Annotated in this window: 20 protein-coding genes; 9 read left to right on the top strand and 11 right to left on the bottom strand. The window is 67.0% G+C overall.

The features are described 5' to 3' along the window. The first annotated feature begins 16 nt into the window (after positions 1–16). Positions 17–1282 carry an ABC transporter permease gene (locus tag CFB18_RS07445; protein WP_088571167.1) on the top strand — a complete coding sequence of 422 codons (1266 nt, stop codon included), beginning with the start codon at positions 17–19 and terminating at the stop codon, positions 1280–1282. A 64-nt stretch (positions 1283–1346) separates the two neighbouring features. Here the strand turns inward: CFB18_RS07445 and trxA are convergent, their stop codons facing one another. The 3 genes from trxA to CFB18_RS16520 all read right to left on the bottom strand — a co-directional run bounded on the left by trxA (position 1347) and on the right by CFB18_RS16520 (position 2392). After that, on the bottom strand, positions 1347–1691 hold the full coding sequence (gene trxA, locus CFB18_RS07440) for a thioredoxin (RefSeq protein WP_088571166.1): 345 nt from the start codon (positions 1689–1691) through the stop codon (positions 1347–1349). A 61-nt stretch (positions 1692–1752) separates the two neighbouring features. After that, positions 1753–1956, bottom strand: coding sequence for a CDGSH iron-sulfur domain-containing protein (locus CFB18_RS07435; protein WP_159461627.1), 204 nt, complete (start codon positions 1954–1956; stop codon positions 1753–1755). 214 nt (positions 1957–2170) lie between these two features. Then, positions 2171–2392: a COG4315 family predicted lipoprotein gene (locus tag CFB18_RS16520; RefSeq protein ID WP_407084005.1), complete on the bottom strand. Its 222-nt coding sequence runs from the start codon at positions 2390–2392 to the stop codon at positions 2171–2173. 382 nt (positions 2393–2774) lie between these two features. On the opposite strand from CFB18_RS16520, the gene CFB18_RS07425 reads away from it, so the two are divergent. Then, positions 2775–3278: a BglII/BstYI family type II restriction endonuclease gene (locus CFB18_RS07425; RefSeq protein WP_088571163.1), complete on the top strand. Its 504-nt coding sequence runs from the start codon at positions 2775–2777 to the stop codon at positions 3276–3278. 207 nt (positions 3279–3485) lie between these two features. Here CFB18_RS07425 and CFB18_RS16515 read toward each other — a convergent pair whose 3' ends face one another. Then, on the bottom strand, positions 3486–3758 hold the full coding sequence (locus CFB18_RS16515; RefSeq protein ID WP_088571162.1) for an ATP-binding protein: 273 nt from the start codon (positions 3756–3758) through the stop codon (positions 3486–3488). 605 nt (positions 3759–4363) lie between these two features. Here CFB18_RS16515 and gltB point away from each other — a divergent pair. The 3 genes from gltB to CFB18_RS07405 all read left to right on the top strand — a co-directional run bounded on the left by gltB (position 4364) and on the right by CFB18_RS07405 (position 11274). Further along, the gene (gene gltB, locus CFB18_RS07415) at positions 4364–8869 is read left to right on the top strand and encodes a glutamate synthase large subunit (protein WP_088571161.1); all 4506 of its coding nucleotides are present in this window, start codon (positions 4364–4366) and stop codon (positions 8867–8869) included. A gap of 331 nt (positions 8870–9200) precedes the next feature. Continuing rightward, the gene (locus tag CFB18_RS07410; protein ID WP_088571160.1) at positions 9201–9725 is read left to right on the top strand and encodes a cupredoxin domain-containing protein; all 525 of its coding nucleotides are present in this window, start codon (positions 9201–9203) and stop codon (positions 9723–9725) included. A gap of 1 nt (position 9726) precedes the next feature. Further along, positions 9727–11274, top strand: coding sequence for a cbb3-type cytochrome c oxidase subunit I (locus tag CFB18_RS07405; RefSeq protein ID WP_088571159.1), 1548 nt, complete (start codon positions 9727–9729; stop codon positions 11272–11274). A gap of 71 nt (positions 11275–11345) precedes the next feature. On the opposite strand, the gene CFB18_RS07400 is transcribed toward CFB18_RS07405, so the two are convergent. The 4 genes from CFB18_RS07400 to CFB18_RS07385 form a co-directional block, all read right to left on the bottom strand. Continuing rightward, positions 11346–12335 (bottom strand): ArsA family ATPase, encoded by a 990-nt coding sequence (locus CFB18_RS07400; protein WP_200808124.1) that lies wholly within the window; start codon positions 12333–12335, stop codon positions 11346–11348. A 23-nt stretch (positions 12336–12358) separates the two neighbouring features. Further along, on the bottom strand, positions 12359–13345 hold the full coding sequence (locus CFB18_RS07395) for an ArsA family ATPase (RefSeq protein WP_088571158.1): 987 nt from the start codon (positions 13343–13345) through the stop codon (positions 12359–12361). A gap of 34 nt (positions 13346–13379) precedes the next feature. Next, positions 13380–13661 (bottom strand): DUF7990 family protein, encoded by a 282-nt coding sequence (locus CFB18_RS07390; protein WP_088571157.1) that lies wholly within the window; start codon positions 13659–13661, stop codon positions 13380–13382. A gap of 70 nt (positions 13662–13731) precedes the next feature. Further along, entirely contained in the window at positions 13732–14028 is a 297-nt protein-coding gene (locus CFB18_RS07385; RefSeq protein WP_088571156.1) for a DUF7990 family protein, read from the bottom strand. 153 nt (positions 14029–14181) lie between these two features. Here CFB18_RS07385 and chrA point away from each other — a divergent pair, with 153 nt between their 5' ends. After that, the gene (gene chrA / locus CFB18_RS07380; protein ID WP_088571155.1) at positions 14182–15372 is read left to right on the top strand and encodes a chromate efflux transporter; all 1191 of its coding nucleotides are present in this window, start codon (positions 14182–14184) and stop codon (positions 15370–15372) included. Here chrA and CFB18_RS07375 read toward each other — a convergent pair. From CFB18_RS07375 to CFB18_RS15605, 3 genes are all read right to left on the bottom strand, one after another. Beyond that, positions 15369–17654 (bottom strand): sensor histidine kinase, encoded by a 2286-nt coding sequence (locus CFB18_RS07375; protein ID WP_088571154.1) that lies wholly within the window; start codon positions 17652–17654, stop codon positions 15369–15371. The genes chrA and CFB18_RS07375 overlap by 4 nt on opposite strands. A 62-nt stretch (positions 17655–17716) precedes the next feature. Next, a complete protein-coding gene (locus tag CFB18_RS16275) occupies positions 17717–19072 on the bottom strand; it encodes an ATP-binding protein (RefSeq protein WP_088571153.1) in 1356 nt (451 codons plus the stop codon). Between the two features lie 141 nt (positions 19073–19213). Next, positions 19214–20710 (bottom strand): LasA N-terminal domain-containing protein, encoded by a 1497-nt coding sequence (locus tag CFB18_RS15605; RefSeq protein WP_200808123.1) that lies wholly within the window; start codon positions 20708–20710, stop codon positions 19214–19216. A gap of 154 nt (positions 20711–20864) precedes the next feature. On the opposite strand from CFB18_RS15605, the gene CFB18_RS07360 reads away from it, so the two are divergent. The 3 genes from CFB18_RS07360 (at position 20865) to CFB18_RS07350 (ending at position 23366) form a co-directional block, all read left to right on the top strand. Further along, on the top strand, positions 20865–21869 hold the full coding sequence (locus CFB18_RS07360; RefSeq protein WP_088571152.1) for a P1 family peptidase: 1005 nt from the start codon (positions 20865–20867) through the stop codon (positions 21867–21869). Positions 21870–21889: 20 nt separating this feature from the next. Beyond that, the gene (locus CFB18_RS07355) at positions 21890–22237 is read left to right on the top strand and encodes a hypothetical protein (protein ID WP_088571151.1); all 348 of its coding nucleotides are present in this window, start codon (positions 21890–21892) and stop codon (positions 22235–22237) included. A 229-nt stretch (positions 22238–22466) separates the two neighbouring features. Further along, the gene (locus CFB18_RS07350) at positions 22467–23366 is read left to right on the top strand and encodes a GGDEF domain-containing response regulator (RefSeq protein WP_088571150.1); all 900 of its coding nucleotides are present in this window, start codon (positions 22467–22469) and stop codon (positions 23364–23366) included. Positions 23367–23397 lie beyond the last annotated feature (31 nt).

Below are 23397 nucleotides of genomic sequence, written 5' to 3'. Positions count from 1 at the left end.
GAGAGGACCGGAAGCCATGATTGCGCAATTTCAAGAGAACCTGCAGACAGCCCTTCAGAGCCTGTTGGCCAACAAACTGCGCACCGCCCTCAGCCTGCTGGGCATCCTGATCGGGGTCGGCGCCGTCGTGGCCCTGCTCGCCGCTGGCCAGGGCGTCCGGGACTACATCCAACGTCAGGTGGAGGCCATCGGGCCCAACGTGCTGTTCGTCTTCCCGGGAGGATTCTCCCAGAGCGGGATCACCCGGGCCGCCGCCCAGCAGTCCGGCCTGATGCGACCCGCCCTGACCCTGGGGGATGCCCGGGCGTTGCAGGATCCCACCCGGGCGCCAGACATTGTCATGGTGGCCCCGGTGGTGGCCCAGACGCTCCCGGTGGCCTCCACCAAGGAGCGGATGGTCATCACCGTGCGCGGGGTGACGCCGGAATATCAGATCGCCCGGAACTGGGCGGTGACGCGGGGCCGCTTCCTCACCCCGGAGGACGAGCGGACCGCGGCCCGGGTGGCGCTCCTGGGCGTGGAGGCCGCCCGAAGGCTGTTCGGGGAAGCCGATCCCGTCGGGCAGCTGATCCGCATCCGGGATGTCCCCTTCCGGGTCATCGGGATCCTGAGCCGCAAAGGGGGCACCTCCTTCGGGAACGACGATGAGGTGATCCTCATCCCCTTAAGCGCCATGCATCAGTATCTCTACTCGGTGCGGGGGCGCGGCGGGGAACCCGGCCTCTCGGCCATCGTGCTGGTCGCCCGCTCCCCGGACCGCATCCGGGCGGCGCAGGAGCAGGCCACCGCCGTCTTGCGGGAGCGCCACGGCATCCGCTTCCGGGAGGACGAGGATTTCACCGTGGTCTCCCAGGAGGAGATTCTGAACCTCTTCGGCAACCTCACTCTGATCCTGACGGCCTTCCTCTCCGCCATCGCCGGGATCTCCCTGCTGGTAGGGGGAATCGGTATCATGAACATCACTCTGGTTTCCGTGCGGGAGCGGACACGGGAGATCGGCCTGCGCAAGGCCGTGGGAGCGCGGCGACGGGACATCATGCTCCAGTTCCTGATCGAGACGGTTCTCCTGGCCCTCATCGGGGGGTTCCTGGGGGTATTGCTGGGGATCGGGGTGGCTTTCCTGATCTCCACGCTGGCTGGAGGGGCGTTCCGGGCTATCGTGACCCCGGAGGCGATCCTACTGGCGGTGGGGATCAGCTCCGCGGTGGGCCTAGCCGCCGGTCTTTACCCGGCCTGGCGCGCCGCCCGGCTCGACCCCATCGTCGCCCTGCGCTATGAATGAATGAGGTGAAGAAAACCGGGGGTCGGGGATCTCCGGCTCCCCCCGACCCCTGGTCCGGCTCCGCTTACCGTTGTGGGGCTGGCTGGAGATGCGGGAGGATCTGCCGGAGCAGGCGCTCCCGGGGCTGGTAGCCGACGATCCGCGCCACCTCCCGCCCGTCCTTGAACAGGATGAGGGTGGGGATCCCCATCACCCCATAGCGCATGGCCAGCTCGGGGTAATCGTCCACATTTAACTTGCCCACCTTCAGGACCTGAACGTATTCCCGAGCGATCTGGGCCACGATGGGTTCCAGGGCCTTGCACGGCCCGCACCACTCCGCCCAGAAATCCACCAGCACCGGCTTGTCGGACTTCAGGACTTCCTGCTCGAAATTCTGTGCCGTGATGGTCACCTCATGCTCACCCATCGGTCGTTCCCCTCCCTTGGGGTTTTCTCGGATGCGCAGGCCTGCGGGCCTGCGCCGCGCCTCAGATGACGCCCCTCGACTCGGAGGGCTCTTCCTGCAGCACGACTACCGTCACCGGGCCCCGTCCCGCGACCTCCCGATGGGACCCATCGCAGAACGGGAAGTTCTTCGACTGAAAGCACCGGCACAGGGTGACCCGCTCGCCGGGCCGGAGACGCACCGTCGTCCGCGGATGATCTCCCCACGTGGTCTCATGGTCGGCCATAGCAAACTCCTCCGACGCGAATGGATGGAGCCCATCCCGTGGACGCATTGAGTGTATGCACAAGGCGGGAAAGCGTCAAAAACTCAAGCCGCCGGGCGCCTTCCCCGAGGGATCCACCCAGGGAGCGACGAGGGACCTCTCAGGAGGATCCCATCTGCCAGTCACCAGACCCCCGGGTTGGGATCTTTCGGCAGGAGCTCCTTTTCATCGGGGTTCAGAGATCGCCCGCCACACAAGAAGCAGGGGGTGGTGGGCTCGCCACCACCCCTCTTAATGAGTGTGCTTTTTGAGTGGTCAGCAAAGGCGGCCACTTCTGCGCACACTCCCCCTCATACACGCTCGCATTCTCCGGATCCTTCAAGAACACATAGAGGGTGCGCCCCTCCCCATCCGTCAGGAACTGCCCCAGCTCCTTACTCTCACCCACCTTCACCATAGCCGGCTGGGGGGTCGGTGAGGGAGCTGGTGTCGCCGCAGGCGCAGGCGTTGCAGTCGGAGCCAATGTGGGCGTGGCCGGGGCACAAGCCGCCAGAGCCAGCATGACCGCGGCAAAGCCGAACCGTCGGATCCCATAATGCGCCATGGGCCTCTCCTCCTTTCAGCCGGATTTCCTGAAAAGAACTTACCCCGCAGGCAGGCCCGCTGCCTGAAGAGCAGCTCAAGCCAAGCTTAAGAAGACCTTAAAGACGTGGGCTGCTTTTCCGGATCCGACCGGCTATAATTTGAAGCAGGGCCAGAGACGCGGAGGAGCGGAGGAGCCGATGCGGGAGCCACTGGTCTTTAAGTGCTGGTATCCTGAAATAACAGCCTAAACTCTTATGCCTAAGGTAGGAAAAATGGGATATTCAGACTACGATTTTAAATTCGCAAAAACTATACTGAAACAACACTTTCCTGGATTTATGGATGAGATAGAAGATTCAATCAAACAGCTACAACATATGCTATTCTTAGGTAAGACAAAATTGGGAAGAGGAACACGTCCAACTCCCGCACAAATTTTGGAAGAGTTGCTCGCTCGGAAAGGCTGGCAACGCCAGCAACCCGTTACTCCTCAACATAAGCGCCTAAAGTTTGATCTTAAAAAGGACAAGGTTGCGATAGAAATACAACTTTCAGATCCTTCTGATTGTTACAACGATTTTTTGAAATTTTTGCTTGCCTATAATCTTGAGGTTATTGATGTTGCAGTAGAAATCGTGTATGATGATAGTGTAAAGGGGACGAATCTCCCTCGTTTGAGTAAGGTTCGACGGGATCTGGAAATCTATCGAAGTGTCCTCCCATGCCCAATCTGGGTGATCGGGTTGAGACCGGAATAAATCTTGTAGGAGTTACGCATAGGAGTTACGCAGTTGAGGCCCGATTGGGAACATCCCACTGCCATATAATATTCTGGCCGATTGCCCACCATATGTGGGGGTCCCTTTCCGCCAACTGCGTAAGTCCTATCTTGATCGGACGGCGGGATGCGAGAGATGGTCCCGCTGGTCGGGATCACGCGGATGGAGCTGCAGGAATCCCCAGGCTCAGCATGCGCTCCCCCTTCGATCCGGATGGGCTGCCGGCAGGATCAGGGTGAAAGCGCTCCCCGCCCCCGGCTCACTGGTTATCTCCAGATGCCCTCCATGGGCTTCCACGATGGTCCGGGCCAGGAACAGGCCCAGCCCCAAGCCGGGCCGCCCTCCCTGACGCCCCCGATAAAAGGGCTCGAACAGCCGGGGCAGTTCCTCCGGCGGGATCCCCGGCCCGGTGTCCTGAACCCGGATCCATACCCTCCCATCCCCACTCCCGGCCTCCATCCGCACGCATCCCCAGGCGGCGTGAACTTCACGGCGTTGTCCACCAAGTTGTCCAGCGCCTGGGCCAGCCGGTCGGGATCCGCCACGATCGAGGGGAGTTCGGACGGAACCGCATCCTCCCAGCGCAATCCCTGCTCCCGGGCCATCCCGGCCCAGAGGGGGATCCGCGCCCGCAGCCAGCTCCCCGGATCCAGCGGCTGGGCGCGAAGAGAAAGCGGCTCCCGTGTCTGCCGATAGGTCTGCGCCAGATCGTCCAGCAACCGGGTCAGATCCCCGGCGACCTGGGACATCCCCTGGAGCAGCTCCCCCCGCAAGCGAGGGTCCTCGGCCGCGCCGGCCTGAAGGGCGTGCAGCGCCGCTTGCAGGGCGCCGATCAGCCGGCCGAACTCATGGACGATGCTGCGCAACAGCAGCGGGCGCGCCTCCTCGAGCTCCGCGCGCCGGGCCTGGAGGCGAATGGCCAGTTCAGGGGGACCAAAATGGCCCAAACGGGGGATGACAACTCCCCCCACCCCTTGTGAAAATGTTCGTTAACCCCGGGGGCCACCCGGACGCGGAAGGATCCCTCGCGGGAACGCCATAGGGGCGCAGCCAGGAGGAATCCGATGGAGGGAATCCACCGACGGGAGCGCGACGCATGCGGGATCGGGCTGCTCGCCCGTCCCGGAGGCCCAGCGGATCACGAATTGCTCTGGATGGCCCTTCAGGCCCTGGACCGCATGGCCCATCGCGGGGCCACCGCAGATGATGGGCGGACCGGCGATGGGGCGGGGGTGCTGACCGCCCTCCCCCGCCGGTTGCTCCTGCGTTTCCTGGAGGCCCAGGGCCTGGGCGTCGCTCCTGAACGTTTGGCTGCCGCCATGCTGTTCCTGCCTCCGGATCCCTCCGCTCAGGAAAAGGCCCGCGCCCTCTTGAAGGCTTCCTTCGGGGAGCAGGGATTCGCTCTCCTGGCCTGGCGCCCCGTGCCGATCCGGACGGAGGTCCTCGGCCCCCGGGCCCGGGCCACATGCCCGGCCATCGTTCAGGCCCTGCTGGCGGATGAGCGAAGCGACAACCCGGAGGGAATTGACCGCCGGCTGTATCGGGCCCGCCGCCGGAGCGAGCGGGAGGCGGCCGCCGAAGGGCTCTCCCTCTATGTTGCCTCCGCCTCCTCCCGAACCATCGTTTATAAAGCCCTGGTCCTCTCCCGAGATCTGCCGCGTTTCTATCCGGATCTGGAGGACCCGGCCTTCGAGACGGACTTCGTGATCTTCCACCAGCGTTTCAGCACCAATACCCTGCCCGCCTGGACCCGGGCTCAGCCCTTCCGCACCCTCTGCCACAACGGGGAGATCAACACCCTCCAGGGGAACATCCATGGGATGCGCGCCCGGGAGGCCAGGCTGGCTTCCCCGCTCTGGGGAGACTCCATCGAGGACCTGCGGCCGATCATCGACCCCGAGGGCTCGGACTCCGCCATGCTGGACAACGTGGTGGAGTTCCTGGTCCACTCCGGCTACGACATCCGCCACGCCCTGCGCATGCTGATCCCGGAGGCCTGGGAGAAATCCCCCGAGCTGGATGAGGCAGCATGGGGCTTCTACGCTTACCATCAGGGCCTGATCGAGCCGTGGGATGGCCCGGCCGCGGTGCTGTTCACCGATGGGCGCGTGGTGGGCGCGCTGCTGGACCGCAACGGCCTGCGCCCGTTGCGGGTGCTGCGAACGGTGGACGGCCTGCTCTACTGCGGCTCCGAGATCGGGGCCCTGGAGATCCCCCCCGAACGGATCCTGCGGCTGGACCGCCTGGGGCCGGGCCAGATGCTGGCAGTGGATCTCCGCACCGGCCGGGTGCAGGATCCCACCGCCCTGCGGGCCGAGCTCAGCGCCCAGCGTCCCTACGCGGAGTGGGTGCGCCGCCATCGGGTGCGTCTTCCGGAGGCGCCCGCCCATATCCCGCCCTCCGAACCGGAGGCGCTCCTCCGGCGGCAGATCGCGTTCGGCTACACGGCGGAGGAGCTGGCCCTCCTGCTCCGCCCGATGGCCTGGACCGGCCAAGAGCCCATCGGCTCCATGGGCGATGACACGCCGCTGGCGATGCTCTCCGGGTGGCCCCGCCCCCTTTACAACTTTTTTAAGCAGCGCTTCGCCCAGGTGACGAACCCGCCCATCGATCCCCTGCGGGAGACCCGGGTGATGTCCCTGACCGTGCTGCTGGGCGCCCGTGGCAACCTGCTGAACCCGGATGAGGAGGCCGCTCGCCTCATCGAGCTCCCGGGGCCGATCCTCACCCCGGCCCAGGTCGCCGCCCTGCGGGCCTTGCCGGATCCCCGCTTCCGCTCCGCCACGCTCCCCATGGTGTGGCCGATGGCGGCCGGGCCGGATGGATTGCGACAGGCCCTGGCGGAGCTGTGTCGGGCCGCCGAGCAGGCCGTTCGGGAGGGATGCGCCCTGCTGATCCTCAGCGATGAAACGGTCGACACAGCCCACGCCCCCATCCCAGCCCTGCTGGCCGTCGGCGCGGTGCACCACCACCTGATCCGGACCGGCCAGCGGACCCAGGCGAGCCTGATCGTGGTCTCCGGGGAGCCCCGGGAGGTCCACCATTTCGCCTGCTTGATCGGGTATGGCGCCTCGGCGATCTGCCCCTATCTGGCCCTCGAGACCGTCGCCGCCCTGGCGATGCGCGAAGGCGAAGGCGGGCGCGCCGGAAGCCCGGAGGAGGCGATCCGGCGTTACATCCAGGCGGTCGAGAAGGGCCTGCTCAAAGTGATGGCCCGCATGGGGATCTCCACCCTGGACGCCTACACAGGGGCCCAGATCTTCGAGATCATCGGCCTGCAACGGGAGCTGGTGGAATGGGCCTTCGCCGGCACCCCCGCGGTCTTCGGCCCGGTCGGCCTGGAGGAGATCGCCCGGCGTGTGGCGATCTGGCATCGGGCGGCCTTCGCCTCGGAACGCCCGGAGCTCCCCTCCCCGGGGTTCTACAAACACCGGACGCGCGGGGAGTTCCACGCCCTGAACCCGGAGGCCATTCGAGCGCTCCAGGAGGCCGTTCGGACCCCTGAGGCCCTGGGGGAAGGTTTCCCCGAGGCCTATCGCCGCTACCGAGCCTTCGCCGCCCATGTCCATCGGGAGTCGGTGGATCTGCGGGATCGGCTGCGCTGGGAGAGCGACCGCCCGCCGATCCCGCTGGACCGGGTGGAGCCGGAGGAGGCGATCCTCCGCCGCTTCTCCACGGCGGCGATGTCCCACGGCGCCCTCTCCCCAGAGGCCCACGAGGCCCTGGCCATCGCCATGAACCGCCTGGGGCTGCGCTCCAACAGCGGGGAGGGCGGCGAGGATCCCGACCGCTACGAGACCGAGCGGAACAGCCGGGCCAAGCAGGTGGCCTCCGCCCGCTTCGGCGTCACGCCGTATTACCTGATCTCCGCCGAGGAGCTCCAGATCAAGATGGCCCAGGGCTCCAAGCCCGGTGAGGGCGGGCACCTGCCGGCCACCAAGGTGACGGCCGAGATCGCCCGGCTGCGCTTCGCCCAGCCCGGCATCGACCTGATCTCGCCGCCTCCACATCACGACATCTACAGCATTGAGGATCTGGCCCAGCTGATCTACGACCTCAAGGCCATCCACCCGCGGGCTCAGGTCTCCGTGAAGCTGGTCTCCACCATCGGAGTGGGGGTGATCGCGGCCGGCGTGGCCAAGGCCGGGGCGGACATCATCCTGATCAGCGGCCACGCCGGCGGGACCGGGGCCTCGCCCTGGTCCTCGATCAAGAACGCGGGGATACCGTGGGAGGTCGGGCTGGCGGAGGCCCACCGGATGCTGGTGGCCTGCGGGCTCCGGGACCGCGTGCGGCTGCGCGTGGACGGGGGCCTGCGCACCGGACGGGATGTGGTGATCGCCGCCCTCCTGGGGGCGGATGAGTTCTCCTTCGGCACCGTTCCCCTCATCGCCCTGGGATGCGTGATGGCCCGGGTCTGCCATCAGAACACCTGTCCGACCGGGGTGGCCACCCAGGATCCGGAGCGCCGGGCGAAGTTCGCCGGGCGCCCGGAGCACGTGATGGTCTACTTCCGGATGGTGGCGCATGAGGTGCGGGAGATCCTGGCCTCCATGGGCTACACCCGCCTGGGGGAAGTGATCGGACGGACGGATCTGCTGAAGGCGGTGGATGATTCGGTGGACTGGGAGGCGGTGCTCCGCCCGGCGACGCCGCCCCCGGCCGTTCCCGCCGCCCCCCGGGTCTGGTCTTTCGCCCTCAACGATCAGATCGTGCGCGACGCGGTCCACGCGCGGATGGAGGGCCGGCCGGTGCGGGGGATTTACCGGATCCGCAACGTGGATCGCGCGGTGGGGGCGCGGCTGGCCGGGGAGATCGCCCGGCGGTATCGGGAGGCCGGGCTGCCGGAAGGCACCGTCACCTTGTTGTTCATCGGGGAAGCTGGCCAGAGCTTCGGGGCCTTCGCCCATCGGGGCATGCGGCTGATCCTGATCGGGGCCGCCAACGACGGCGTAGGCAAAGGGCTGGGGGGTGGGGAGCTCATCATCCGCCCGCCCCACGATCTGCGGGATCCGAACCCGGTGCTGATCGGCAACGCCGCCCTGTATGGGGCTACCGGCGGGTGGCTCTTCGTCGCCGGGCGGGCCGGCGATCGCTTCGCGGTGCGCAACAGCGGGGCGTGGGCCGTCGTGGAAGGCGTGGGGGATCACGGCTGTGAGTATATGACCGGCGGCGGCGCCGTGATCCTGGGTCCGGTGGGGGACAACTTTGGGGCGGGGATGACCGGAGGCGTGGCCTATGTCCTGGACGAGCGGGAGGAACTGGAGCGGCGCTACAACCCCCAGCTCGTCCGCATCGAGCCGGTGGAGGATCCACAGGAGATCGCGTTCCTGCAGGCGATCCTGGAGCGGCATGCCCGGCTCACCGGGAGCCCGCGGGCACAGGAGCTGCTCGCCCGCTGGCCGGAGCCCCTGGCCCGCTTCCGGCGGGTGCAGCCTCGGGGCCTGGCCCGGATTTTCCTCCCTCCGCCGGACGCGCTGCCCGCGGCGGAGCTCGCCATCCCCACGCCCCTCGATCTGCAGGGCTTCTCCGTCCGGCTCCCGGAGCCTATGGGCTTCTCATTTCGCTGAATTGAATCATCGAAAATTGGACCTCGGAATTTGACAGATCCAGGCCCCATGCATACGATGCTGAAAAAGCCGATGAAAAGGACGCGTTGGATGGCAGAGCAGGATCGGAGTCTCCGGTCTCTGATGAACGGCTGCCTCCAGGGCGGGCCGGACACGGCGTGTTGTCCCGGTCGACTGTTCGGGCCGGCGGGGGGCAGCCGTTTATTCTTGCCTCCAACAGACCTTCCCCATATCGCCTGAGAAGCGACCGAGAAATTCTGTCCCAGCTCCTCCCCCGGCCCGAAATCGGCCGGGGGAGGTTTTTTAATTCCCATTCAAAGGAGGAGAAGCGATGCGGCTGGAAGGACCCGATGGAGCGTGGATCAGCGCGCTGGGGATCTCCCTGTTGCTCTTGGGAGCCGCGTTCGGGCTCCTCTGGCGGGCGCTGCGAGGAGCCCGTGGGGATCTTCCACGGCCATGGGTTGCCCGGGGGCTCTGGCTCGGATTGTTTGCGCTGCTCGGGTTAGGCCTCAACCTGAGCAGCCTGCGCTGGGCCCAGGCCGAGCGCCCTCAGGCGGAGGAAGCATCTACCGTTGAGGTGGTGGCCTGGACCTGGAACTATCGGATCGTCCCCCGCTCAGTGCCTGCGGACACTCCGGTGGTCTTCCGGGTGTCCAGCCTGGACACCCTGCACTCCTTCGGGGTTTACGATCCCCACAACCGTCTCCTGTTCACGGTGATGGCCATGCCGGGCCATGAAGAGCGCCTGCGTTTTCGTTTCACCGATCCCGGACGATATACCGTGCGCTGTCTGGAATATTGCGGGGTCGGCCACGGTCGGATGGTGACCGAATTCCTGGTGGAAAGGAGGAAGTGAGATGGCACGCCCGGAACGGCTCTCCGGGTGGCTGATCCTCACCGCCCTGGTCTGGTTCGCGGCGGGCGGGATCCTGGGGCTGTTTCTGCCCGCCTTGCAGGCGTTCCTCCCCCAGGGAGGCGCCGCTCGCCTGTATGCCATCGCCCTGACCGGGCACGGGGTGGCCTTCGTTTTCGGCGGCCTGTTCCAGCTGATGGTCGGCCTGAGCCTGCTTCAAGCCCGCTCCTGCATGGAGGAGACAGGATCCTCTCCGCCTCGTCTCCTGCCCCGCTGGCTGTATGGGCTCCTGAACGGCGGATTGATCCTCCTCACCCTAGCCAACCTGCAGGGATTCGCCCCCTCCTATACCCTGATGTATCCGCTGCCGACCGTAGGACCTGCCCGGGGGATGTGGGGGCGTGGTCCGCTGATCCTCGCCCTCGTGGGGATCGCGCTGGTCTTGCTCGCGGTCCTCTACCTCTACCCCGCCGCGCTGGCCCGGACGATGTGGGGGCGGCTTTATCCTTCCCGGAGGCAGTGGGAGCGCATGCGCAGGGATCCGGGGATGCTGGGGATGGCCGCCTACGTCGGGATGATGCCGATCCTCGGGCTCCCGGTGTTCCTGCTGGCGGCAGTGGTCTTCGCGGTCGTCCTGGGCCTCCTTCGACCGGAACAGCTCCCCTCCTGGTGCCGGATCCCTCTGGGCCCTCTTCTCCCGCAGATCCGTCCGGAGGTGGATCCGTGGCCTTTCAACGTGGCGTTCTGGCTGTTCGCCCACAACCTGATGGAGGCGATGGGGATCATGGCCCTGGCAGCGGTCTACGCCCTGGTCCCGCTCTACACGCGAGCCCCAACACCTCGCTTGTATAGCCCGGGCATGGGGGTGTTGGCCGTCGGCCTGTATACCCTCTCCGCAATCCCCGCCTTCGGGCACCATCTTTACACGATGATCTCAACCTCCCCACCGGGGTTCACCGCGCTGGCCCAGGCGGCCTCGTGGCTGACGGGCTTCGCCGCCGCCTTCACCGCCTTCAACATCGGGGCCACCCTCTGGCGGGATGGCCTGCGGCTTCACCCGGCCCCGCTGTTCGTGCTGGGCGGGTTCCTTCTCTACCTCATCGATGGCTTCGTGGCCCTCCAGTTGGCCACCCGGGCCTGGAACCTGCGCCTTCACGGCACCCTTTACGTGACCGCCCATACGATGACCATCCTGATCGCCGTTGGGATGATCTGGCTGGGGATGTTGTATCACCATCACCCCGGGCTGCGAGGGTGGCCCCTGGAGGCGCGCCGGGGATTCCTCCACGCCGGGCTCACCTTCCTGGGCGCGCTGGGGATGTTCTACACCTTGCTGCGGGCCGGAGCGGCGGGGATCCCCCGCCGGGCTTATCCCTGGCCGGGGGATGGCCCGGGGTTTGGGGTCGCCATGCTGCTGTTTGGGGTGCTCTTCGCCCTGGCTCAGGTCCTGTTTGTGGTCCATCTCCTCCGGCCACCCCAACCCGCAACCATCGCCCCTCGCCCTTCCCCCTCCGGGGAACCATCCCCCTCCCTCCAGCAACGGCCTGCCTGAGCGCTTCCGAAAACAACGGGCCGGGCGGCGATCAAGCCGCCCGGCCCATCTCTCTGAAATCCCCGGGTTTCTCACGAGGAGCTGGCAAACAGATAGCCGGCGAAGCGCTCCAGCATGGGGACGCCACGCACCTCGTTCTCCAGGAGGGGGGTCATCCCCCGCACCAAGCCGTCGAAGAGCGCCTCGATCTCCTGGAGATAGCGTGCCTGCATCTCGATGCGGTTGCGGACGAAGTCGGGGGTGTTCTCCCCCAGGAAGGACCGATCGATGAGGCCGTTGACGATCACGCCGCCCACCGGGATGCCGAAGTCGTGGAACCAGTGGATGAAACGGCGGATCACCGCGATGGGCAGCGCCTCCGGCAGGGTCACGAAGAAGAAAGCGGTGAGCTCCGGATCGGTGATCAGCTTCCGGGCCCGCTCCATCCGATCGCGGAAGCTGATCAGGTAATCCATCAGGGGGTCCGGCTCCTCCTTCTTGGTGAAGGAGAGCAACTTGCGGAGGGCCTGGGCCTCCTGGCGGGACTTGATCATCTTGTTCACCCAGAGGGCGTAGACTTTGGACATCCCGAGGAGCCGGCGGGCGTTGGCTGTGGGGGCAGTGTCGAACACATAGACCTCGTATTCGTCTCGGAACATGAGGTCGATCATGTTCTCGAACATCGCCGACTCCTCGAAGGCCGGGTTCATGGTGGCCGATTCCACGAACTCGTCGGCCCGCGTGGAGATCTCGGCGAACTTGAGAAACCACTGGATCTTCTCCCGGATCTCCCGCTTGGAGCGCTCGATGGTGTCCTTGGTGTCGATCTCATAAGCCCACAGGTTCGGCACCCCGGCCACCGGCGTCGGCTTGCCGAAGACGTTCTGGTCCAACAGCCCGGAGAGGCTGTGGACCGGGTTGGTAGAGGCCAGGAGGGTGCGGCGGCCCTGCCGGGCGAACCAGAGGGCTGTGGCCCCTGCCATCACCGTCTTCCCGACCCCGCCCTTCCCGCCGAAGAACACATACTTCAGGCGAGGATGCTCCCGCAGGAAATCCACCATCGTCTTCTCGATGCGGATCATCCCTCTCCCCTCCCGGATCGATCTCACGCCTTCCCGTTTCCGAAGAGCAGATCCGCCACCCGGGCGATCATGTCCAGTCCGGTGACATCCCGCTCCAGCTCGGGCACATAGGCCAGGACCTGGTCGCCGAAGCGGGCGCGGATCTCCTCCAGGTGCCGGCGCTGCATCTCGATGCGGTTGCGCAGATATTCGGGGATGTTCTGGCCCAGCAGCTCCGTCGGAAGGACCCGGTTGACCACGTAGCCGGAGATGGGCACGTCGAACCGACGGAACAGCTCGGCCGCCTTCAACGTGTCCAGGATCACCAGCTCCTCCGGGATCAACACGAAGAAGAAAGCCGTGCGGCGGCTGTCGGTGAGGATGCTGGAGGACATGTTGATCCGCTGCCGGATATACTGCAGCTCCTCCAGGATGCGGTCCTCCTCGGTCTGCTGGCGGCGGATGCGGGCCACCATCTCTTCATACTCCCGCATCTCCTCCCGCAGCTTCGTGATCTTGGTGATCCACTCGTCGTAGACCTTGGCCATACTCAGGTAATACAGGGCGTGCCCCAGAGGGACCAGGTCGTAAATGTAGTAGTCGTAGCGGCCCTCAACCACGATGTCCACCACCGCGTCGAAGATGGCGCTCTCCTCCATGGCCGGCTCGGCGGAGGCCGCCTGGATGTAGTCCTCGATCTCCTGGGGCACCTGATCCAGGCCATACATGTCCAAGATCTTGCGCCGGATCTCCTCCTGATACTCCTTGATCCGGCGATCGGCGTCGATCTCCTGGGCCCAGAGGTTGGGCATGATCTCCACCGGGCCCTTGCCGAAGATATCCCGCTGGAAGATGTCCGAGAGGCTGGCCTGGGGATCGACGGAAAAAACCAGCACCTTATAGCCCTGCTTGGCGAGCCAATAAGCCGTGGCCGCCGAGAAGGTGGTCTTCCCCAGCCCGCCCTTGCCGCCGAACATGATGTAACGGCGCTCAGAGTTCTCCCGGAGCAATTTTGCCAACGCAGTGGCCATTCCAGCTCACCTCATGAGGGGATTCACTTGACGTTCAGAACATCGCGTCCGCCACATCCCGCTCCCGGAGCATGCGGCGCTTCCAGGTGCTGATCTGGGGCACCACGTAGGGCAGGATGCGCAGGCTGTAATAAGGCGGCAGGATGGGGACGCCGATGAGGTCGCCCATGGTGATCAGGATGAACAGATGCTCCATGCTGGCCCGGGTGCGGAGGGCGTAGCGAGCCATGTCGTGGGCCGCCATGCCGTAGGTCAGCTCCTGCACGAAATTCACCACCCGACGCAGCAACCCCTCCCGTGTCTTCTGCTCCGTCATGTCTTCACACCTCCTCAGAGATCCCTCACGGCAACGATCCGGCATCGGGATCGATGCCGCAAGCCGTCCCTCACAGGCCGTGCAAATGGAAATCGTGCTCGTCGGTGAACTCGCGCTCCCGCAAGACCCGTCGCTTCCAGGTGCTGAGGACCGGGACGACATAGGGCAGCAGGCGCAGGCTGTAATAGGGCGGCATGATGGGAAGGCCGATGAGATCGCCGAAGAGGGCGGCGATGAACAGGTTCTCCGTGGCGGCCCGCATCTCCAGGAGATGCTGGACCACATCGTAGGCGGCGAAGCCGTAGAAGAACTCCTGGAACGCCTGACGCCAGGCCCGCCAACGTTCCCTCAACAGGAAGAGCGCCATCTGCCCTGCCCCCAGAGGTGCAGATCACATCCAATTATAACAAAAGCCCCACAGGAAGGCCAGGGCGGTGCGCATCCCCAAGGGCTTTCCAGTCACCCTGTGATATACTGAACGTAATTCAACGCTGTGCAGAGCACGCCGGAGCCCTCGAAAATGATCCCAGACCCCTCGGACGAGCAGGCCATCAAACAGAGCCCCTCTGCTCCCCAGGCCTTAGGAAAGGCCTACCCGGGCCGGGTGGAGGAAGTGCTGGCCTTCTCCCTCCGGCTGGGCTGCACCGCCTTCGGAGGCCCCGCGGCCCACATCGCCCTCATGCATCACGAGCTGGTCCGTCGCCGGCGATGGGTCACGGAAGCCCAGTTCCTCGACCTTCTCAGCGCCACCTATCTCATCCCTGGCCCGAACTCCACCGAGATGGCCATCCACCTGGGGTTCGTCCGGGCCGGCTGGCCGGGCCTCGTCGCCGCAGGGGCTGCTTTCATCACCCCGGCCATGCTGATGGTGATGGCCTTGGCCGCCCTCTATGTCCACTTCCGAGCTACGCCGGACCTCGCCGGCATCCTTTACGGGGTCAAGCCAGTGGTCCTGGCCCTGATCGCTCAGGCGATCATCGACCTAGGACGGCGGACGGCGCGGGACCCCCGCGTCATCCTCATCAGCCTAGCTGTCGGGGCGCTGTATCTGCGCGGGGTCCACGAGCTCCTGCTGCTGCTGGGCGCCGGGCTGGCCATGCTCACCCTCCGGCAGGTCCGCCGACCCGGACTTCCCCTGATCGGGGCCGCCGGACTGGCCCTCACCTCACTCTCCACCTCGCCTGTCCCGTTCCACCTCCTATGGATGTTCCTGCTCTTCCTCAAGATCGGGGCGACCCTGTATGGGAGCGGCTATGTGCTGGTGGCCTTCCTGCGGGCGGATTTCGTCGCCCGCTTGGGGTGGCTGACGGAGCCCCAGCTGCTGGACGCCGTGGCCATTGGTCAGGTGACCCCGGGGCCGGTGCTCACGACGGCCACCTTCATCGGCTACCTGCTCGCAGGCATCCCGGGGGCGCTGCTGGCCACCTTGGGGATCTTCCTCCCCGCCTTCGTCTTGGTCGCCCTGACCGGCCCGTGGATCCCTCAGATGCGGCGCTCCCCGATCCTGGCAGCCTTCCCGGATGGCGTGAACGGAGCCTCCCTCGGGCTGATGGCCGGCGTGCTAATCCAGCTGGCCTCGGCCTCCCTGGTGGACCCCCTTGCGGTAGCGATCAGCGTCCTCAGCTTCCTTCTCCTGATTCGAACCCCTGTCAACGCGACCTATCTGGTGCTCGCTGGGGCCGCCCTGGGCTGGCTGAAAAGCCGGGTCTAATCCTCGGAGCGCGAGACCACCGGCAGCCAGATGTAAAAGGTGCTCCCCGGGCAGCGAACCTCGTCGTAGCCCGGGCTCTCCACCCAGATCCGCCCTCCGTGGGCCTCGATGATCCCCCGCGCCAGGGGCAACCCCAGCCCGGGGCCCGCGCCCTTGAACTTGATCGCGCCAGTGGAATGCCGCTCAATTGGCCCCACCCGGTAGAACTTCTCGAAGATCAGGGCTTGATCCTCCGGATCGATGCCGATCCCCGTGTCCTGCACTGCGATCTCCACATAGTCCGTGGAGCTGCCGGCCTCCTCCGCCGGGACCCGGCGGGCGCGCAGGGTGATCGTCCCCCCGTCCGGGGTGAACTTGATGGCGTTCTGCACCACGTGACGCAGGGCCTGCACCAGCCGGGTCAGATCTCCGTAGATCACCGGCAGGTCTTCCATCGGCTCCACGACTAGCTTCTGCCGTCGCTCCGCGATCGCCCCCTCCAGCGGCTCCACCGCCATGCGGACCAGCGTGGGGATCTGGATGGAGATGGGGTAGATAGAGAGGGCCTCCGCGTCGATCTGAGAGACGTCCAGCATGGCGCTGATGATCTCCTCCAGGCGCAGGGCGGCACGGCGGAGGCCCTGCAGGATGCGCTCCAGGGAGCCATTGGGCTCGTCCTGCCCGCTCAGGGTTTCGGCCAGCAGATCCGCATACCCCCGGATGTGGGTGAGGGGGGTCCGGAGCTCGTGGGAGGCGATCTCGATGAAGTGGGTCTTGACCCGATCCAGCTTCTCCAGCCGTCGGGCCGCCCGGGCCAGGTCCTCGTTCAGCTCGGCCATGCGCGCGTTCAGGCGCCGTAGATCTTCCACCAGGCGGATGTTCTGCAGCACCGCGGCTGTCTGCTCCGCCATGGAGGCCAGCAGATCCCGATCCGCTGAGCTATAGGCCTCTGCCCCGCTGCGAGCCCCCAGGGCCAAACACCCCAGGAGCACCGCCTGCGCGCGGATGGGGACGAAGAGCTCGACGCCCAGGCGTTGCAGCCACCGCCGCTCCGCGGGATCTGCCCGTTGGAACGCCTTTCCGAAGTCGATCTCATACTGGGTGAGGGAACGGCCCTCCTGCCACGCCCGCAGGATTGGGCTATCAGGGGCGAAGCGACCCGGGTCATCCGGCGCTTCCCCCAGGCCCCGGATCACTCGGGCCTGCAGCGACGCGTCCGGCTGCTCTTCGAACAGCAGGAGGACCCCCTGCCGGAGCCCGAAGGTCTCCTGCAGCACCGTGAAGGCGGCCTGCGCCAGCGCCTCCACATCCAGCAGGTTGCTGATCGTCTGACCATATCGCCGGACCGCAGCAGCGGGCTCGTCCACGGCGGGCAACAGCCGACGCCGGAGCCACCTGTGCAACGGCCATCCGATCCACCATTGCGCCAGGACGATGGCCAGCGCGATCCCTCCCCACTCCAGCCCCACCGGGACCACCCCGGGCAAGGAGGTCCGCAGAGCTGCTGCCCCCGCCAGGATCCCCAAGATTAGGCCGATCTGCAGGATCGCGCTGAGCCCCCATGCCAGCAGGGATCGCCCGACCTGCCGCAAGGAGGGCAGCTCCAGCCATCCCATCGGGAGCGCCAGGATCGTGACCCCGATCCCCCGGACCCCCCACCCCAGCGCGATCCAGTCGCTCCGAGGGGTCCAGGCCAGGCCTTCGCCCAGGGCCACCAGCCCCGTCCCCAGAAACTCATAGGCGACCCGGTTCCGATGGAGAGGTCGGGGGATGTGAAGGTAGGCCCATCCCAGCCATCCCAGCCCCAGGGCCGTCCCGATCCCCCAGATCCCCTCCCGGATCCCCCAGGACCACAGGACCAGGTCGCCGGGGATGCGCCTGGCGTTCCACCACGCGGAAAGCGCCGGGCCGGTCTCCGGCCGATAGGGCAAGGTTGCCGCGATCAGCGTGACCCCCGCCCCCAGACCCATCAGCAGGATCGCCCAGCGGGGAAGCGGGCGCTCGAGAAACCATCCGATCCATAGGAGGAGCCCCATCGGCAAGAGGGAGAGCGCCCAGCCCGCGAGGTTCCAGGCGGTGAACCGGATAAGAGGGGGAACCCCCTGCCAGATGGCGACCGCCCATAGCCCCTGCCACAGGATCCCCAGCCCGCTATAGACCCAGGCCTCCCACGGCAACCCCTCTTCCCTTCCCCCGGCCATCCGGGCCAGGAGCCCCATTTGCCAGACCGCCCACCCCAGGGCCAAGATCACCCCGATTTGCACCCCACTCAGGACCGGAAAACCGGGCGTCCAGTTCACCATGTTGTTATCCCAAACCCCTTTTGGGAAATCTTTGGGAAATCGCCGCCGAGATGCGCCACAGCCTACTTCAGGATGTAGTAGGTCCCGCGCTTGTCGCCGATCTTGAGCAGGATCCCCCGGCGGACCAGGTCCGCGAGGTCCAGGCGCAGGGTTTCGGGGGAGACGCCCGGACAGAGCTGCTGGTATTCCCGGTTGGTGATGCGCCCGTGCTCCCGGACATACTGCAGCGCCTTCAGCTGCCGTTCGTTCATCGGGGGCTCCCCCGCCGGGATCGGGGGACGTTCCTGCCGGTTGTAGAGGGTGACGGTGAAGGAATAGGGTGTCTCCTGGAACTTCGGCTGGGGGTGGCCCGCCCGGACCATCTCCTCGATCATCCGATCGATCCCCAGGCCCAGCTCCTCGATGTAGCCCCAGTAGAACAGACCGGAGACGATGCGCGGGTTGCGGGAGTAATGCTCCTCCACGATGTTGTCCAGGGTAATGTGACCCGGCAGCCCGCCCGGGCTGATCACCTCTAGGCGGTCGGCGAACTTGCGGATCTCGATGCGCCGGCCCCGCAGCCGGTAATCCCGATGGCACACCGCGTTCACGATGGCCTCCCGCACCGCAAAGGGCGGATACTCCGGCCGCTCCTCTCGTTCCAGGCCGCGCACCACGGCCCCCAGCTGCATCTCCTCCCAGACGACTTCCCAGGCCCGCTCGATGACGCGCGCCAGGGGACCTCCGATCTCCTCCCGTCGGGCATAGCCCGGGAGCCCGCCCTCGCCCTGGAGCCCAACCCCGGGAAACTTCACGAAGACCACGCCGCTCTGGGGGAGGAACCGCTGCGGTTGCTTGCCGAACAGCAGGATCCCAGCCACCGTGGGCCGCCCATCCGGGGTCAGCGCCCCGATCTCCACCAGGAGGTCCTCCACCGTTCCGCTGATCCGCCGGCGCTGGCGGGCCTCTCGCTTGCTCACATATTCCTCGATCATCGCCTCATCCAGGTCCTCGCGCCCTGCGCCGGGGACTACCTCCGCCTCGTAATCGCCGACGGCTTTGGTGGCCGCCAGCTGCTGGATCTCCCGGCCTTCCAGGGGGCGGTTCTCCGCGCCCCGACGGATCAGCACGCGCCCGTCGGCCAGGCTGTGGAGCTCCGGACTGCGGGGGACGTGGAGGATGATCACGGTCCGGCCATCCACCTCGCCCTGCTCCCACCGCGTCTTCACCGGAGGCCGGCATTGGGCAAGGGCGCGGCGGAGGGCGTCCTCCACTTCCTGCGGATCCACCCCCACCGCTCTCCCTTCCGGATCCACGCCGATGAGCAGGGCCCCGCCATCGGTGTTGGCGAAGGCCACCAGCGTCTCCGCCATGGCCTCAGGATCCGGTTCCCTCAGGAAGGCCTGCAGCGCGCCCGGCCTGCGCCATCCCTCTCCCATCCCATCCCCTCCGGCCTGCCAGACCTCTGGGTTCGATTCCACGGCACCAAGCGTGGGAAGGCGGAGCCTTCCCCGCTTCCCCCATTATAGCCGCCCCGGATTCGGAGCGTTCCACAGTGAGTGAGGAAGGGCGGAATCCGGCTATGGCGCCGGGATGCCGTTGCGGGCGTCGTCCTTGCAGGCGCAGGCGGTTTTGCGCTCCCCATCCCGCACCAGGGCCCCCTCATAAAGGGCGAAGCTGGGAAGCGCCTCCCATCCCCCCAGCCGGAACGGCTGCCCGGGGGCGATGGGCACCCACTCCCCGTTCAATCGCCGGGCGAGATGCACGTGCGCGGCGTCCGCGAACCCGCCTTCGCAGGAAGGATGACCCAGAGGATCCCCGGCCCGAACGCGAGTCCCCGGCGGGATCCGGCCCTCTGCGGCAATGTGGAGATACACCATCACCCATCCGGTCTCCTCATGGCCATCGCCATCCGTGTCCAGGACCACCACGCCTTCCCCGGTGCGCGCGATGATGCCGTCCGCGGCTGCCCGCGCCCAGTAACGGGAGGGGGCGCAGCCCTCCACATCCGGCGGCGCGAAGTCCAGCGCGCCCCAGGCTGCGCCGTTCCCCCATCCCCCGTGCGGCCCGCCTGTGAAATACCACATCTCCCCATCCGCCCACGGCAGCCGCCACGCTGGCTCTGGAGGAACGGACACGGGAGGCTCCTCCCGGAACGGATCCCCGAACAGGGCCCGATAGACGGCCGGGAACCCCTGGGGGCCCACCGCCCGCGCCCAGTCCTCCGGGGCCCGCACGGCGGCCAGGAAGGCCTGCACCGCCACCGTCCCGGCGTTCACCCCCTCCGCCACCCGAACCCGCCGCCCGTCGGCGAACCGGATGGTCCACATCCAGCGTCCCTTAAAACCGTAGTAGCCGTCGTTCAGGCGATCCGCGGCCCAGTTCAGCTGCCGGTAGAGGCCCTCCGCGCCCGGCCGCTCCCATCCCATCGGATACAAGCGGGCCCGGTCATCGGCCGGCTCCCCCCGGACCCATCCGCTCTGCATCTCCAGCAGGGTGAGCAACACCCGCGGCCCCACGCTGTGGTTCCGCGCCACCTCCTCTACGATCTGGGCTCCGGTCAGCGTTCGCCCGCCCACCGTCTCCTGATAGCGGCTCAGATACCCCCCGAAGTGGCGGATCGCACCCGCAACGGAGAAGCGGAGATACGCCGGCCCGTAGACCAGCTCCGAATCCGGGATCAATTTCTCCGATGGACCCCTTTCCTGAACGCCGAGGGGGATCCAGAGGGGCTGGCCCACCGCCAGCCGCTGGGGGTCCACGCCGGGGTTCAGCGCCTGGATCGCTTCGACGGTGGTCCGGAATTGTGCGGCGATGGCGCTCAGCGTATCCCCGGGCTGCACCAGATACAGCTCCCGATGGGGCGAGACCCCCGGACGCGGGGGATCCGGCGTGGGCGTCCGGGGAACCGGCGCGGCGGGGCCTCCGGATCCGGGGAGCGCCCTCTCCGGTTCAGGCGGCGCGGACGACGGCCGGGCGCCCTCCCCCCGACATGAGATCAGCACCAGCAAGAAGAGAAGGAGAAACCCCCTTGAGCGCCCGGGCCTGCGGGCCTCGCGATCTCCTCGCCTGCGCAAGGGATCCTCCATCCGTTTTCGGGAGCGAACGGCATGGATCGAGGTTGGATGACGCAAGGTATACCCGGATCCTCCGAGGCGGGCAACCCCGGCTTGTCCACGCCCGGTCTTGCCCCTAAGATGAGAGACGTAAGCGCGCATTCGGAGGGAGGAAATGGCCCGGCGTCTACATGGGATCACGGACGTGCCCGGGATCCGGGTGGGCCACGCCCAGGATCTTGAGGCCCTGACCGGAGTGACGGTGGTGCTCTGCGAGAAGGGCGCAGTGGCGGGGATGGATCAGCGGGGAGGGGCACCCGGGACCCGGGAGACGGACGCCCTCCGGCCGATGCACCTGGTCCAGGAAGTGCACGCGGTGGTGCTGGCCGGCGGCAGCGCCTTCGGCCTGGAGGCCGCCTCCGGGGTGATGCGCTACCTGGAGGAGCGCGGGGTGGGCTTTGAAACCCCCGGCGGGCGCGTGCCCATCGTTCCGGCCGCCATCCTGTATGACCTGGCCATCGGCGATCCGCGGGTCCGCCCGGACGCCGCGATGGGTTACGCGGCCTGCCAGGCCGCCACCGACGGCCCGGTGCCGGAGGGGAACGTAGGGGCCGGGACCGGCGCCACGGTGGGGAAGATCCTGGGCATGGCGTATGCGATGAAGGGAGGGATCGGGACCGCGGCGCTGGAGATCGGCGGGGGCATCCGGATCGGCGCCCTGGTGGCGGTGAACGCCCTGGGAGATGTGGTGGACCCCCACACCGGGAAAATCCTGGCGGGCGCTCGACGGCCGGACGGCACCGGGTTCGCCGACACCATGGCGGTCCTGGAGGCCCTGGCCGGCCAGATCTCCCTGAGCTTCCGCCGACGGGTCCCGGAGAGCACCGTCATCGGGGTTGTGGCCACCAACGCGGCGCTGACCAAAGAGGAGGCCAACAAGGTGGCCCAGATGGCTCACAACGGCCTGGCCCGCGCCATCCGGCCGGCCCATACCATGGTGGATGGCGACACCCTCTTCGCCCTGGCCACTGGCGAGAAAGAGGCCGACGTCAGCATCGTCGGCGCCTTCGCGGCAGAGGTGGTGGCCGAGGCCATCGTCCGGGCGATCCGGGCGGCCGAAGGGGTGGCCGGGATCCCCGCATGGCGGGATCTCGCCGGGGAGACCTCCGATCCCGCATAGCGACAGCACCAGGAGGACTGATGACTCGTTTCTATCGAGGTGGGTTGGAGATCGTCGGCCTGCTCATCCTCGCCGTGGGGCTGGCGGCGCTCCTCAGCGGGGCGCAGGGAGCGCTCACCTTCCGGGGGATCTCCGACGGGCTGTTCTGGGTCGGCGTGCTCTACATGCTGATCGCCGCCTTCCCGGCGGTGGCGGAGATGGGCGGGAACATGGCCGCCCCGTGGCAGGCCCTCCGGGAGCAACGCCCCCTTCCGGATGTCCTCCGCGAGCAACGCGCCCGCTACGCCCCCTGGATGGCGGTCTCCTGGCGCTTCGGCCTGGCCGCCCTCCTCTGCTTGGCCCTCGGGCTCGGGCTAGGCCTGCTGTGATCCCACATCCCCTTTCGAAGGGCTTCCCGGGGACCCCCAAAGCCTGCGGGTTCCCGGAAGCGGCCCATTGAGGTTAAAATAGAACTAACCCGGCCGGCATCCAGGGACCTCTCCATTTCGGTTTTTTAATATCGGAAGCGCCTGTTCCCATCCCTTGGGTTCGGAGGGGGCTTGGCGCAGGCCGGCGGGGGATCGAGCCATGAGGCTTCTGCGCGTGAGGGAGGACGCGATGAGCAAAGGGCGGATCCTGATCGTGGAAGATGATCCCGACATCGCCAACCTGCTGAAGACCTACTTCACCTCCCTGGACTACGAGGTCCAGACGGCCACGCGGGGCCAGGAGGCGCTGGAGAGAACGCGGCAACAGCTCCCCCACTTGATCCTCCTGGACATCGTCCTCCCAGACATCGACGGCTACGAGGTGTGCCGCCGCCTGCGCACCCACCTGCGCACTCGCCACATCCCTATTCTGTTCCTCACCCAACGGGACGAGCGCAGCGACCGCATCGCTGGGCTGGAGCTGGGCGCTGACGACTACATCACCAAGCCCTTCGACATCGAGGAGCTGCGCCTGCGGGTCCAGAACGCCCTCCGGCGGGCGGAGCGGGAGAGCCTCACCAGCCCCGTCACCGGCCTTCCCAGCGGGCGCCTGATCGAGGACCAGCTGCGGGAGCTCCTGCGCCGCTCCGACTGGGGGCTGCTCTACATCGGGATCAACGGCCTGGAGGCCTTCAGGGAAGTCTACGGATTCGTGGCCGCCGACGAGGTGCTGCGCTGGACGGCCATGCTCATCGGGGAGGTGGTCGATGAGCTCGGAACCTCAGAGGATTTCATCGGCCACGTCGGCGGGGACGACTTCGTGGTGATCACCCGGGCGGACCGGGCGGAGGCCATCGCCCAGGCCCTGCGCCAGCGCTTCGCGGAAGGCGTCGGCACCCACTACGCCTTCCCGGATCGCGAGCGGGGCTACCTAGTGCTCACGGATTCCGAGGGGAACGAACGGCGCGTGCCTTTGATGTCTCTGGCGATCGGCATCGTGCGGGCGGGCGACTCAGTCTTCCACGACATCCGGGAGCTGACGGAGATCGCCGCGGAGGCCCGGCGCCGGGAGATGCTCCTGCCTGGCTAACCCGACGCCTGAGTCCGAATCCCGGAGGGGA

It is taken from the genome of Thermoflexus hugenholtzii JAD2 (assembly GCF_900187885.1).
GTDB lineage: Bacteria > Chloroflexota > Anaerolineae > Thermoflexales > Thermoflexaceae > Thermoflexus > Thermoflexus hugenholtzii.
The sequence above is the reverse complement of the archived record's forward strand: the minus strand, read 5'-3'. Positions and strand labels throughout refer to the sequence as shown.